Annotated in this window: 16 protein-coding genes and 1 rRNA gene; all 17 read left to right on the top strand. The window is 34.3% G+C overall.

The window, feature by feature from the left end:
- The first annotated feature begins 13 nt into the window (after positions 1-13).
- The 17 genes from rrf to purR all read left to right on the top strand — a co-directional run bounded on the left by rrf (position 14) and on the right by purR (position 14149).
- A 5S ribosomal RNA gene (rrf, locus tag BTJ66_RS11390) occupies positions 14-128 on the top strand.
- 488 nt (positions 129-616) lie between these two features.
- On the top strand, positions 617-1960 hold the full coding sequence (locus tag BTJ66_RS11385; RefSeq protein WP_099091066.1) for an aminotransferase class V-fold PLP-dependent enzyme: 1344 nt from the start codon (positions 617-619) through the stop codon (positions 1958-1960).
- 1 nt (position 1961) lies between these two features.
- The gene (gene tmk, locus BTJ66_RS11380) at positions 1962-2579 is read left to right on the top strand and encodes a dTMP kinase (RefSeq protein WP_099091065.1); all 618 of its coding nucleotides are present in this window, start codon (positions 1962-1964) and stop codon (positions 2577-2579) included.
- A 26-nt stretch (positions 2580-2605) separates the two neighbouring features.
- Entirely contained in the window at positions 2606-2935 is a 330-nt protein-coding gene (locus tag BTJ66_RS11375; protein WP_002484220.1) for a cyclic-di-AMP receptor, read from the top strand.
- A 134-nt stretch (positions 2936-3069) separates the two neighbouring features.
- The gene (locus BTJ66_RS11370) at positions 3070-3996 is read left to right on the top strand and encodes a DNA polymerase III subunit (protein ID WP_099091064.1); all 927 of its coding nucleotides are present in this window, start codon (positions 3070-3072) and stop codon (positions 3994-3996) included.
- Between the two features lie 2 nt (positions 3997-3998).
- Positions 3999-4802 carry a PSP1 domain-containing protein gene (locus BTJ66_RS11365; RefSeq protein WP_099091063.1) on the top strand — a complete coding sequence of 268 codons (804 nt, stop codon included), beginning with the start codon at positions 3999-4001 and terminating at the stop codon, positions 4800-4802.
- 15 nt (positions 4803-4817) lie between these two features.
- Positions 4818-5159 (top strand): DNA replication initiation control protein YabA, encoded by a 342-nt coding sequence (yabA, locus tag BTJ66_RS11360; RefSeq protein ID WP_099091062.1) that lies wholly within the window; start codon positions 4818-4820, stop codon positions 5157-5159.
- Between the two features lie 117 nt (positions 5160-5276).
- Entirely contained in the window at positions 5277-6002 is a 726-nt protein-coding gene (locus BTJ66_RS11355; RefSeq protein WP_099091061.1) for a tRNA1(Val) (adenine(37)-N6)-methyltransferase, read from the top strand.
- Positions 5995-6243 (top strand): GIY-YIG nuclease family protein, encoded by a 249-nt coding sequence (locus BTJ66_RS11350; RefSeq protein WP_099091060.1) that lies wholly within the window; start codon positions 5995-5997, stop codon positions 6241-6243. The genes BTJ66_RS11355 and BTJ66_RS11350 overlap by 8 nt, the downstream gene beginning before the upstream one ends.
- A gap of 3 nt (positions 6244-6246) precedes the next feature.
- Positions 6247-7080, top strand: a complete 834-nt coding sequence (gene rsmI / locus BTJ66_RS11345) for a 16S rRNA (cytidine(1402)-2'-O)-methyltransferase (protein ID WP_099091059.1) — start codon at positions 6247-6249, stop codon at positions 7078-7080.
- 325 nt (positions 7081-7405) lie between these two features.
- Entirely contained in the window at positions 7406-9379 is a 1974-nt protein-coding gene (gene metG / locus BTJ66_RS11340; RefSeq protein ID WP_099091058.1) for a methionine--tRNA ligase, read from the top strand.
- A 25-nt stretch (positions 9380-9404) separates the two neighbouring features.
- Positions 9405-10178 (top strand): TatD family hydrolase, encoded by a 774-nt coding sequence (locus BTJ66_RS11335; RefSeq protein WP_099091057.1) that lies wholly within the window; start codon positions 9405-9407, stop codon positions 10176-10178.
- 135 nt (positions 10179-10313) lie between these two features.
- Positions 10314-10865, top strand: a complete 552-nt coding sequence (gene rnmV / locus BTJ66_RS11330; protein WP_099091056.1) for a ribonuclease M5 — start codon at positions 10314-10316, stop codon at positions 10863-10865.
- The gene (gene rsmA / locus BTJ66_RS11325; protein WP_099091055.1) at positions 10866-11756 is read left to right on the top strand and encodes a 16S rRNA (adenine(1518)-N(6)/adenine(1519)-N(6))-dimethyltransferase RsmA; all 891 of its coding nucleotides are present in this window, start codon (positions 10866-10868) and stop codon (positions 11754-11756) included. It abuts the gene before it with no gap.
- Positions 11757-11855: 99 nt separating this feature from the next.
- Positions 11856-12119, top strand: a complete 264-nt coding sequence (gene veg / locus BTJ66_RS11320; RefSeq protein ID WP_099091054.1) for a biofilm formation stimulator Veg — start codon at positions 11856-11858, stop codon at positions 12117-12119.
- Between the two features lie 337 nt (positions 12120-12456).
- Positions 12457-13305 (top strand): 4-(cytidine 5'-diphospho)-2-C-methyl-D-erythritol kinase, encoded by an 849-nt coding sequence (gene ispE, locus BTJ66_RS11315; protein ID WP_099091053.1) that lies wholly within the window; start codon positions 12457-12459, stop codon positions 13303-13305.
- Positions 13306-13324: 19 nt separating this feature from the next.
- Positions 13325-14149, top strand: a complete 825-nt coding sequence (gene purR, locus BTJ66_RS11310; RefSeq protein ID WP_099091052.1) for a pur operon repressor — start codon at positions 13325-13327, stop codon at positions 14147-14149.
- Positions 14150-14158: the final 9 nt, after the last annotated feature.

Raw genomic sequence — 14158 nt, 5'->3', positions numbered from 1 at the left:
ATACATTTCATTGTCTGGTGACAATGGCAAGGAGGTCACACCTGTTCCCATGCCGAACACAGAAGTTAAGCTCCTTAGCGCCGATGGTAGTCGGACTTACGTTCCGCAAGAGTAGGACGTTGCCAGGCAATTAGAGACCCAAACGGGTCTCTTTTTTATGTTTATGGAGTTTAAATTAAGCAGTTCGAAGAACTGAAAAGCAAATAAATCGTCTATTATGAGAAAGCGCTTGAAGCTGACGAACTGAACGAAAGACGAAACGAGCTTACAAGCGGTAAGTGAGTGAGGAAAGAGAGAAAGTGAGAAAAGATGCGAGCGCTTGTCTCATGATAGTAAAAGCTCCTTAGCGGCGAATGGTAGCAGACTTACGTTCCGCAAGAGTAGGACGTTGCCAGGCAATTAGAGACCCAAACGGGTCTCTTTTTTTATGTTTATGGAGTTTAACTTCCATTTCGAAGAACTTAGAAAAAATCGGATATGTAAACATCCATTCGCTCATTAAAATGAGCATGTTATTTTATTAGATAAAGACGATGACTATAGAGATGTATCCTTTGACATGTTAAAATGTAGTGAATTATAAAAATAGAATTTAAGTTTGAAAAGTGGGGATTTAATGACATTACCATTAACAAATCAGCTTAATCAATTGTTGAATAAGAAACCAATTTCAATGCATGTGCCAGGTCATAAGAACATGACAATAGGTTATTTAAAAAAATTGAAAATGGAAATGGATATGACAGAAATTACAGGTTTAGATGATTTACACCATGCGGAGGATGTTATTGCACAAAGTATGCAACATATTAAAAAGCATCCTGATTATGACGCTTACTTTTTAGTTAATGGAACGACAGCGGGTATACTGGCAGTGATACAAAGTTTTGCTAATGCAAAAGGAGAATATGTTGTAGCAAGAAATGTACATAAGTCTGTATTTCATGCGTTAGATTTAGCACGCGCTTCTAGTAAGCTATTGAAGATGAATATAAGTAATAAAACAAAGCAGTATGTTGAGCCTAATGAAGCATCATTAAAGTCAAACATAAAGACAGCAAAATTAGCTGTCTTTACTTATCCAAATTACTATGGAGAGTGTTTTGATGTAGAGCGTATAATAAAACATATGAAGACATGTCAAATTCCGACTTTAATAGATGAGGCACATGGCGCACATTTTAATTTAGCTGGTTTCCCAAACTCCACATTAAATATGGGGGCTGATTATGTGGTACAGTCTTATCATAAAACATTACCATCGCTTACAATGAGTTCTATTATTTTTATTCATAAAAATGCGCCATTACGTGAAAAAATATTGCAATATTTAACATATTTTCAATCATCTAGCCCGTCTTATCTTTTGATGAGTAGTTTAGAATTGGCACATGATTTTTATAATCAATATGATAGTACTTTGTTTTTTAAAAAAAGAAAACAATTGATAACAGTGATAAAGGATAGAGGCATGCGTGTGATTGATGTGGACGATCCTTTAAAGTTAAATATCCAGTGTAGTGGTTATACAGGTATCGAACTTCAGAAACTTTTTGAAAATAAAGGAATTTATGTAGAACTTGCTGATACATATCAAGTCTTATTAGTCTTACCTTTATGGCATGAAAATGATGCATTCCCTTTTGATGATTTGCTAGCAAGAATAAGAGAAATTAAAATAGAGCGTAGACTTGCGTTAGAAGAAGCCAATATACCTTTTCATAATGGTACCGGTACATATTGTTATGGAGAAATAATGAATGTTAAGGAAGTAAATATTGATGCTGCATATAATGAAATATTAGCAACTAATTTAGTTCCATACCCTCCAGGAATCCCTGTCATGCTTAAAGGCGAAATTATCACAGAAAATATGATAGAATTAATGAATTATTGGTGTGAGCAACACATTAGAGTAGAAGGTATTAAAGACAAAAAAATAGAAATTAAGGATGAGTAAGATGTCGGCATTTATAACTTTTGAAGGACCTGAAGGCTCAGGAAAGACTACTGTCATACAAGAAGTAGCGCAAAAATTAGAAAAGAAATATAATGTGGTTCTCACAAGAGAACCGGGTGGCGTAAAGACTGGAGAACAAATTCGTGAAGTATTACTTGAAGGAGATAATATGGATGATCGTACCGAAGCATTATTATTTGCAGCTTCAAGACGCGAACATCTTGTAGGTAAAGTGATACCATCTCTAAAAAATGGTAAATTAGTATTATGTGATCGCTATATAGACAGTTCTCTAGCTTATCAAGGATATGCACGGGGTATAGGAATAGAACAAGTTAAGTCCATTAATGAATTTGCAATTAATGGTTTATATCCTGATATTACTATTTATTTGGATGTGAGCGTGGAAGTAGGTCGTGAACGTATATTGAGCAATCAACGAAATCAAAATCGTCTTGACCAAGAAGATATAGCATTTCACGAAAAAGTAGTTGAAGGTTATAAGAAAATTATTCATAATGAATCTGAACGTTTTATTGTAATAGATGCAGATCGAAGTATAGATGAAGTTGTAAATGCAACGTATGAATCTATAGCCAATTATTTAGAAAAATTATGATATAATACTGGGAAGAGGTGTTTAATATGAAAATGATTATAGCAATTGTACAAGATCAGGATAGTCAAGAGCTTTCAGACAAACTTGTTAAGCATAACTTTAGAGCAACGAAACTTGCAACAACAGGTGGATTTTTAAGAGCGGGTAATACAACATTCTTATCTGGTGTTGAAGATGACCGCGTAGATGAAATGTTAAAAGTCATTAACGACACTTGTGGTAATAGGGAACAACTTGTATCTCCAATAACACCAATGGGTGGAAGTGCCGATTCTTATATCCCTTATCCGGTTGAAGTAGAAGTTGGAGGCGCAACGGTATTTGTAATGCCAGTTGAAGCTTTCCATCAATTCTAGCATTATGGTTGCTATATATGGTAACCTTTCAAATTACATTTTTATTGAGGATGCATACGTTATGCACTTAAGAAATGTGCTTTGTAAGGTAACTATGTATGAGCAGCCTTTTTATATAAAGGAGTAACTTTATGATGGATGAACAAGAAAGACTGACAAAAGCATATCAATCAAACAAACTCTCACACGCCTATTTGTTTGAGGGTGATGATGCGCAAACGATGCAACAAGTTGCTATTGATTTTACGAAACTGATTTTATGTAATGATGAGGCTCAATGTCAGTTGAAAGTAGAAACATTTAATCATCCAGATTTTATGTACATATCATCTGAAGAAACAACGATAAAAAAGGATCAAGTAGAACAATTAGTACATCATATGAACCAACTGCCAATCGAAGGTGACTATAAAGTATATATTATTGAGTCTTTTGAGAAACTTACAGTTCAAGGCGAAAATAGTATTTTGAAATTTTTAGAAGAGCCTCCAGAAAATACCATAGCGATCTTATTAACTACGAAGCCAGAACAAATTTTAGATACAATACATTCAAGGTGCCAGCATGTTTATTTTAAGCCTATTGATAAATCTAAATTTATAGATAGGCTTGTTGAACGTGACATTTCTAGGCCAGTGGCAGAATTGTTAAGTACATACACAACGCAAATTGAAACAGCGGTAACACTGAATGAAGAAGTTGATTTAATGGCCTTACGCAAAAGTATTATCAAATGGTGTCAATTACTTTTAACTAATCGTTCAATGGCTTTGATAGCTATCGTTGATTTGTTAAAGCAGGCAAAAAGCAGAAAATTACAATTAGTTACATTAGCTGCCGTAAATGGTTTCTTTGAAGACGTGATGCATGCTAAAGTAGGAATGGATCAAGATGTGATATATCCAGATTTACAAGCGGATGTGACGGTATTTTCGAAAAAATTAACTTACAACCAAATTATTTTGATGTATGATCAAATAACAGAAGCACATAAAAAATTGAATCAGAATGTTAACCCGATGTTGGTATTTGAACAAATTGTAATAAAAGGGGTGAATTAATAATGCAAAATGTAGTCGGAATAGATTTTCACAAATCAGGGAAAATGGAATATTATTCACCAAAGGATTTTAATTTACACGTTGGAGACTGGGTAGTAGTTGAATCAAAAAGAGGTCTGGAAATGGGACGTGTGAAGTACGCGCCATTAGACGTTGCAGACCAAGATGTTACATTACCATTAAAAGAAATTGTGCGTCTTGCTACAGAAGATGATTTGACTCAGTATGAAAAGAACGAATACGATGCGAATGAGGCATTAGCGCTATGTAAAGAAACAATACAGCAACAGGATTTAGAAATGAGATTGGTGAATTGTGAATATACACTTGATCAATCGAAAGTGATATTTAATTTCACTTCTGATGAACGTGTCGACTTTAGAAAGTTAGTTAAGGTATTGGCTCAAAAGTTAAAAACACGTATTGAACTAAGACAAATTGGCGTTAGAGATGAAGCTAAGTTGTTAGGTGGTATAGGTCCGTGTGGTCGCTCATTATGCTGTTCGACATTTTTAGGTGATTTTGAACCGGTTTCTATCAAAATGGCGAAAGATCAAAATTTATCACTTAACCCAACTAAAATATCAGGAGCGTGTGGGCGTTTGATGTGTTGTCTTAAGTATGAAAATGATTACTATGAAGAAGCACGTGCGCAATTACCAGATGTAGGCGATGCGATTGAAACCCCAGAAGGAAATGGTAAAGTCATTGGCTTGAATATTTTAGATATTTCTATGCAAATTAAAGTAGAAGGTTTAGAACAACCGTTAGAATATAAAATGGAAGAATTAGAAACATTAAATTAGGAGGCCAATACAACATTGAATCGTAGCGACATATTTGAGAAATTAGCAAATTTAGAGTCGAACATAAATCAAATCAACACTGATATGGCGAATTTGAAACATCTTACCGTCGAAGTAATCGAAGAAAATGTCGCCTTACAAATAGAAAATGAAAATTTAAAAACTTTGATAGATAAAGAAGAAAAAACGAAAGTGGTTGAGAATGGAAAGAAATTGCCAAATAAACAACCACTCCGCAGTAAAGACAATTTAGCAATGCTTTATAAAGAGGGATTTCATATTTGTAACGGCGAGTTATTCGGTAAACACAGAAAAGGCGATGATTGTTTATTCTGTCTTGAAGTATTAAGCGAATAGCTGAATTGATTTTGAATGAAAAATAGATAATGATGTGACGTAATTGAGGATGAGATGTAACGATAGGCTTGGTTATTAAGCATCGTTAGCTCATTCTTTTTTTTGGAGGGCAGGGAAATGCTGTTAGAAGACGAGAGGCTAGATTATTTAACCAAGGAACATCTTAGAATTATACAAAATGACGAAGTGTTTTCTTTTTCAACGGATGCATTACTACTTGGGCACTTCACTAACGTGAAAAAACGCGATAGTATTATGGACTTATGTTCAGGTAATGGGGTGATTCCATTAGTATTGTCATATAAAGGTCAGCAAGCGATAGAGGCAATTGAAATTCAAGAACAACTGGTAAACATGGCCAGACGAAGTATTACATATAACGGATTAGACGAGAGAATCCATATGTATCATATGGACTTGAAAGAAGTGCATAAACATTTCAAACCATCATCATATAATTTAGTTACTTGTAATCCGCCCTATTTTAAAACAAATCAACAGCATCAGCATCAAAAGGATGCGCATAAAATAGCGAGACATGAAATTATGTGTACACTCAAAGATTGTTGTATTGCAGCAAGACATTTGTTGAAGCAGGGTGGTCGCTTTATGATGGTGCACAGAGCGGACCGTCTAATGGATGTCTTAAGTGATATGAGAACATATCAAATTGAACCTAAAAAAGTTTATTTTATTTATAGTAAACAGGATAAAGTAGCTCAAACAATTGTTGTAGAAGGGAGAAAGGGTGGAAATCAAGGCTTAGAAATTCAGCCACCATTTTACATTTACAATAAAGATGGAACTTATACCGAAGAAATGAGAGAAATATATTATGGATAAACATTATATATATATTGTTAAGTGTAAAGATGGCAGTCTGTATACAGGGTATGCTAAGGATATAGAAAAAAGAATTACTAAACATAATAAAGGTCAAGGTGCCAAATATACAAAAATAAGACGCCCAGTACAATTAGTATATCAAGAAATGTTTGATACAAAATCTGAAGCGTTAAAACGTGAATATGAGATCAAGCGATTTTCACGTCAAAAAAAACTAGAATTAATAAGTGAGGGATAGGTTATGTCGACATTGTATTTAGTAGGAACGCCCATAGGTAATTTGGCAGATATTACGTATCGTGCTGTAGATATATTACGAACTGTGGATTTGATTGCTTGTGAAGACACTCGAGTGACAAAAAAATTATGTGCACACTATGAAATTCAAGCACCGCTTAAATCCTATCATGATCACAATAAGGAGCAACAAACAGATTATTTAATCGAACAATTACACTCTGGAATTGATATTGCACTTGTGTCAGATGCGGGGTTGCCATTAATTAGCGATCCAGGTTATGAACTTGTAGTAGCAGCAAGAGAACAACAGATTAGAGTGGAAACAGTACCCGGACCTAATGCTGGGTTAACTGCATTAATGGCAAGTGGTTTACCGTCCTTCACTTATACTTTTTTAGGATTTTTACCTAGAAAAGACAAGCAAAAGCATGCGGTTTTAGAGCAACGTATGTATGAAAATAGCACATTGATCATTTATGAATCACCTCACCGTGTGAAAGATACATTAAAAACGATTCAAAAAATAGATACACAGCGTAAAGTATCAGTTGGGAGAGAACTCACTAAAAAGTTTGAGCAAATTGTTACGAATCGTGTGAGTGAAGTAATTGAACAACTTGAAAATGCGACAATTCCGACGAAAGGCGAATTCGTGGTTCTTATCGAAGGGGCTGAACTTGCCGAAGATACTTCGTGGTTCGAAGATATGACGATTAAGGAACATGTGGCGTATCACATAAACCAAAATATGAAACCCAAAGCTGCTATCAAAGTCGTTGCAGAAGCACGCCATATGAAAACAAGTGAAGTCTATGACATCTACCATGAAGTATAATTTGATATTTCATGTCCATATAATAAAAATAGAAATGGCGTCATATTATGGAAGTGAAAGCGTCACAATATAAAATCACATATAATCAAGAAAAATGCGTTGAAAAAACCCCATAACGTGCACGATTTATGGTAATGTAGATAAGATAGGGATTATTAAATATATGCCAATGATATCCGTAATAAATGGTACATATCGGACGCGATGCATATCATTTATTAAGAAGATAATCATATAAAAACAGTACAGCAACACACACTTGCTTTATTGAAAACAATAATAAATTTAGATATATTAATGATGTAAGAAACGAGGAGGAACATTGATGGCGAAAGAAACATTTTATATCACTACACCAATATATTATCCAAGTGGGAATTTACATATCGGTCATGCTTATACAACAACAGCTGGTGATGTAATCGCACGTTATAAAAGAATGCAAGGCTATGATGTTCGTTATTTAACGGGAACGGATGAACATGGGCAAAAAATTCAAGAGAAAGCATTAAAAGCCGGAAAATCAGAAATCGAATATCTTGATGAAATGATTGCTAGTATTAAAGCTTTATGGAAAAAGCTGGAAATTTCAAATGATGATTTCATTCGTACAACAGAAATTAGACATAAAGAAGTTGTGCAACAAATATTTGAACGTTTATTAGCTCAAGGTGATATTTATCTTGGTGAGTATGAAGGTTGGTATTCAGTACCAGATGAAACGTATTATACAGAGACACAACTTGTAGATCCAATTATGGAAAACGGTGAAATTGTTGGAGGTAAAAGTCCTGATTCTGGTCATGAAGTAGAACTAGTAAAAGAAGAAAGTTATTTCTTTAATTTATCTAAATATACAGATCGCTTATTAGAATTTTATGATGAAAATCCTGAATTTATTCAACCACCTTCACGTAAGAATGAAATGATTAATAACTTTATTAAGCCAGGACTTGAAGATTTAGCCGTATCACGTACTTCATTCGATTGGGGTATTCGTGTCCAATCTAACCCGAAACATGTTGTTTATGTATGGATAGATGCACTTGTGAATTATATTTCTTCATTAGGTTATTTATCAGATGATGATCATTTATTCAAAAAATATTGGCCTGCAGATATTCATATAATGGCCAAGGAAATTGTACGATTCCATTCTATTATTTGGCCTATTTTATTAATGGCATTAGATATTCCATTACCTAAAAAAGTATTCGCACATGGCTGGATACTTATGAAAGATGGAAAAATGAGTAAATCTAAAGGGAATGTCGTGGATCCTAACGTATTGATTGATCGTTACGGTTTAGATGCAACACGCTACTATTTAATGCGTGAATTACCTTTTGGTTCTGATGGTGTGTTTACTCCTGAAGGATTTGTTGAGCGCACAAATTATGATTTAGCAAATGATTTAGGGAATTTAGTTAATCGTACAATTTCAATGGTTAACAAATATTTTGATGGTGAGCTTCCAGCATATCAAGGTACAAATCACGAATTAGACAATGATATGGAACAAATGGCATTAGATACTGTTAAGACATTCCATGAAAATATGGATGATTTACAATTTTCAGTCGCGCTTTCAACTGTATGGAAATTCATTAGTCGTACTAATAAATATATAGATGAAACAGCGCCATGGGTTTTAGCCAAAGATGAGAGTCAAAAAGCAATGGTCGGAAATGTCATGGCACACTTAGTAGAAAATATCCGTATTATTGCGGTGTTATTAAGACCATTCCTTACACATGCACCAAAACAAATCTTTACGCAATTAAATATTAATTCACCAGAACTTTTCGAATTTGGAAGTACGAATCAATATGGTGCATTAACTGAACCAATAATGGTAAGTGATAAACCACAGCCTATCTTCCCACGTCTAGATAGTGAAGTTGAGATTAGTTATATTAAGGAATCTATGCAACCAGACAAGAAAGAAGAAGCTGTAGAAGAGATTCCTAGTAAAGACCAAATTGACATCAAAGATTTTGATAAAGTGGAAGTTAAAGCGGCTACGATCATTGATGCAGAACAAGTTAAAAAATCGGATAAGTTATTAAAAATCCAAGTTGATCTAGATAGAGAGCAACGTCAAATTGTTTCAGGTATCGCCAAATTTTATCAACCAGAAGACATTATTGGTAAGAAAGTCGCAGTTGTGACTAATCTAAAACCTGCTAAATTAATGGGTAGAAAATCAGAGGGTATGATTCTTTCTGCTGAAAAAGATGGTGTACTAACGCTTGTGAGCTTACCAAATGCTATTCCGAATGGTGCAATAATTAAATAATTACAATAAAGGGAGCGAAATAAATATGCTAATCGATACACATGTTCATTTAAACGCAGACCAATATGATGAAGATTTAGAAGAAGTCATTGAACGTGCAAGAGACAATGGCGTAGATCGTATGTTTGTCGTTGGTTTTGACACACCAACAGTAGAACGCACGATGGCGCTTATTGATCAATATGAATTTATCTATGGCATTATTGGTTGGCACCCTGTAGATGCGATTGATTGTACAGAGGAACGATTAGAATGGATAGAAAAACTTGCAGCTCATCCGAAAATTATAGGAATTGGTGAAACGGGGCTAGACTATCATTGGGACAAATCCCCTAAAGATGTGCAACAAGCATTGTTTAGAAAGCAAATTGCCTTAGCGAAACGTGTGAACTTACCAATAATTATTCATAATAGGGAAGCAACGCAAGATTGTGTTGATATTCTAAAAGAAGAACATGCGGAAGAGATTGGTGGAATTATGCACAGTTTTAGTGCATCACCTGAAATTGCTGACGATGTAATTAATAAATTGAATTTTTATGTATCATTAGGTGGTCCTGTCACGTTCAAAAATGCGAAACAGCCTAAAGAAGTTGCACAGCATGTGCCATTTGATAGACTACTAGTTGAAACAGATGCACCATTCTTATCTCCACACCCTTATAGAGGCAAAAGAAACGAACCTGTCCGCGTTACATTAGTGGCGGAACAAATTGCGGAATTACGTGGCGTGAGTTACGAGGAAGTGTGCAAACAAACAACTGAAAATGCAGAACGATTGTTTAAATTAAAAGTATAAAACATTTCAAAAAGGTATCGGTCTGAGATAAGGCTTAGTTGATATAAGACATGCTAAGTGATAATCACAATTAAACCCGGTACCTTTTTTATTTTTATCTAAAATGAATTAAAGTAATGAAAGGTGAAACAATAAATGAAAATAAATGAATTTATTGTCGTTGAAGGTAGAGATGATACTGAGCGTGTAAAAAGAGCGGTTCAATGTGATACGATTGAAACAAATGGTAGTGCAATCAATGAAACAACGTTAAGTGTGATAGCACAGGCATATGAGACAAGAGGAGTTATTGTATTAACTGATCCCGATTTCCCGGGTGATAAAATTCGTAATACAATACAAAAACACATTCCCGGTGTAAAGCATGCGTATATCGATAGAGAAAAAGCCAAAAATAAGCGAGGGAAAATTGGTGTGGAGCATGCACAATTAAGTGATATCAGAGAAGCTCTCATCAATGTGAGTACGCCATTTGAAGAAGGACATGAATCAATAAGTAAGGATGTCCTAATAGATTTGGGTTTAATCGTAGGCAAGGAAGCACGTCATAAAAGAGAAAAGTTAGGTCGCAAACTGCACATAGGACATTCCAACGGTAAGCAGTTAATTAATAAGTTAAATGCATTTGGTTATACAGAAGATGATGTTAGGTCTGCACTAAGTGATGAAGAAGGAAGTGAATCATAAATGGATATGAAAGATATTGCTACACCAACACGTACGAAAGCTTTACTCAATCAGTATGGTTTTAATTTTAAAAAGAGCCTAGGGCAAAACTTTTTAATCGATGTGAATATTATTCATAATATTATTGAAGCAAGCGATATTGATGAGCAGACAGGTATTATAGAAGTTGGTCCTGGTATGGGTTCATTAACAGAGCAATTAGCAAAAAGCGCTAAAAAAGTTGTGGCATTTGAAATTGACCAACGTTTAATACCTGTTTTAAAGGATACAATGGAACCTTATGACAATGTAACAGTTATTAACGAAGATATTCTTAAAGCGGATATTGCACGTTATGTGACAGAACACCTTGCTGATTGTGAAAAGATTATGGTTGTTGCGAATCTACCATATTACATTACGACGCCAATATTGTTGAATTTAATGCAGCAAAAATTGCCAATCGATGGCTATGTAGTGATGATGCAGAAAGAAGTCGGAGAAAGACTTAATGCACAAGTTGGTACGAAAGCTTATGGTTCGTTATCTATCGTTGCTCAATATTATACAGAAACAAGTAAAGTACTCACGGTGCCTAAATCAGTATTTTTACCACCACCTAATGTAGACTCTATCGTTGTGAAGTTGATGAAACGCGAAACCCCGATTGTTGATATAGATGATGAAAATAAATTTTTCAAAATGACAAAAGCAGCATTTAGCCAAAGACGTAAAACAATTAATAATAATTACCAAAGCTTATTTGTTGATGGTAAAGCGCATAAAGAAAAGATATTAGAATGGCTTGGCGTGGCTGGCATAGATCCAAGAAGACGTGGAGAGACGCTTTCGATAAAAGAATTTGCAAATTTATACAATGAGTTGCAAAATTTCACAGAATTAGAATTTTAAATTATTGACAAGCGTGCCTTACATTGCTAAAATTGATATTTTATTTGACTAAACCCCTCATTTTGTGTTATTATACAACTTGTAGCGAGGTGGAGCAATATGCCAAAATCTATTGGAGACATCAAAAATTCACTTGATTGTCAATTAGGGAACAGAATTGTACTTAAGGCGAACGGCGGTCGTAAAAAAACAATTGAACGTAGTGGTGTGTTAAAAGAAACTTACCCTTCTGTTTTTATTGTTGAATTAGATCAAGATATATATAATTTTGAGCGTGTATCTTATACATACACTGACGTTTTGACTGAAAACGTACAAGTTTCTTTCGAAGATGATAATCATCAAGAAGCATTTGCACACTAAATAAAAGTAATTTAAGTTATATTTGATAGTTGAGATGTTACTTTTAAATTAAACTTTAATATTCGAATGATTGATAGAGGTATGTTGGTGTAAAATCACCGGCGTACCTTTTTTGTGTTGGACGAAAAAGGAAGAATTATTTTATATAGTCCTCGCGTTATTGTAAAATAGTTAATTAAGCGATGATTTTATTTTCGATAAAGTTAAAAATTTATTTTTAACGTTTATTAATAAATATATTCATGCAATACATTAACTTTTGAAAAACCGACAACACAATGATAACAATATGTTAAAATCGTTTTATTACCATATCGAAGTGAAAGAGGGTGGGGATATGATTTATGAAACTGCGCCAGCGAAGATTAATTTAACGTTGGATACACTCTTTAAACGAGATGATGGTTTTCATGAAGTTGAAATGATAATGACTACAATAGATTTAAATGATCGATTATCATTCGAACTACGTAAAGACAAAAAAATAGTTGTTGACGTAGAACAGACTTATGTTCCCTCCGATAGTAAAAATTTAGCATATAAGGCTGCAGAATTAATGAAAAAGACCTATAATCTAAAGCAAGGTATAACGATCTCAATTGATAAAAACATACCCGTATCAGCAGGTTTAGCTGGTGGGTCTACCGATGCTGCAGCGACGATGAGAGGCATGAATCGTTTATATAAGTTGAATAGACCACTAGAGGAATTATGTGCACTTGCGATACAAATAGGAACTGATATCCCATTTTGTATACTAGGAAAGACTGCGCTATGTAAAGGAAAAGGCGAAATTATTGAGTATTTAGATAAGCCGCCTTCTGCTTGGGTAGTTGTTGCTAAGCCTAATTTAGGTATATCGTCACCAGATATATTCAAGAAATTAGATTTAACACAATCGCATACGGTACATACGGAATCATGTGTGTCTGCTTTAATTACTGGGGATTACGAACAATTATGTAAAAGTCTTTCAAATCGATTGGAACCTGTCTCAGGGAAGATGTGTGACGAAATATTAAAAATAAAGGCGAATATGTTAGAGAATGGTGCGGACGGTGCCGTAATGAGTGGTAGCGGTCCAACAGTTTATGCTTTGGCGAAGAAAGAGCGACAAGCGAGGCATATATATAATGCAGTTAACGGATGTTGCAACGAAGTACATATTGTACGATTATTAGGCTAAATGAGAAGGGATGATAAGCATGCGCTATAAGAGAAGTGAACGTATCGTTTACATGACACAATATTTAATGAATAATCCAAACAAGTTGATACCATTAACTTATTTTGTTCAAAAGTTTAAACAAGCCAAGTCTTCAATTAGTGAAGATGTACAAATTATTAAAACAACTTTTCAAAAAGAGAAACTTGGGACAGTGATTACTACAGCTGGTGCTAGTGGTGGTGTGACATATAAACCTGAAATGAGTAAAGCTGAAGCGACTGAAGTTATAAATGAAGTGATTACTCAGCTTCAAGAGAAAGATCGTTTATTACCAGGTGGATACTTATTTTTATCTGATTTAATGGGCAATCCTACTTTACTTAATCGTGTAGGTAAACTAATTGCAACCATTTATATGGATGAGGAGATAGATGCGATTGTTACGATTGCAACTAAAGGTATTTCATTAGCTAACTCAGTTGCTAATGTATTGAATTTACCAGTAGTTGTTATACGGAAAGATAATAAGGTGACAGAAGGTTCTACAGTATCTATCAACTATGTTTCGGGTTCATCTAGAAAGATAGAGACAATGGTGCTTTCTAAAAGAACTTTACCAGAGAATTCAAACGTGCTTGTCGTTGACGATTTTATGCGTGCTGGAGGATCTATAAATGGTGTGATGAATTTGATGAATGAGTTTAAAGCTCATGTTAAAGGGGTATCGGTACTAGTAGAATCAAAAGAAGTTAAGCAAAGATTAATTGAAGATTATACATCCTTAGTTAAATTATCTGATGTAGATGAATACAATCAGGAATTTAAAGTGGAACAAGGCAACAGTTTAACTAAATTTTCTTAAAGGAGCGAT

Origin of the sequence: Staphylococcus edaphicus, from assembly GCF_002614725.1 — a bacterium.
Classification (GTDB): Bacteria; Bacillota; Bacilli; order Staphylococcales; family Staphylococcaceae; genus Staphylococcus; species Staphylococcus edaphicus.
Note: the sequence above shows the minus strand (reverse complement) of the source record. Positions and strands in the feature narration are given on the sequence as shown.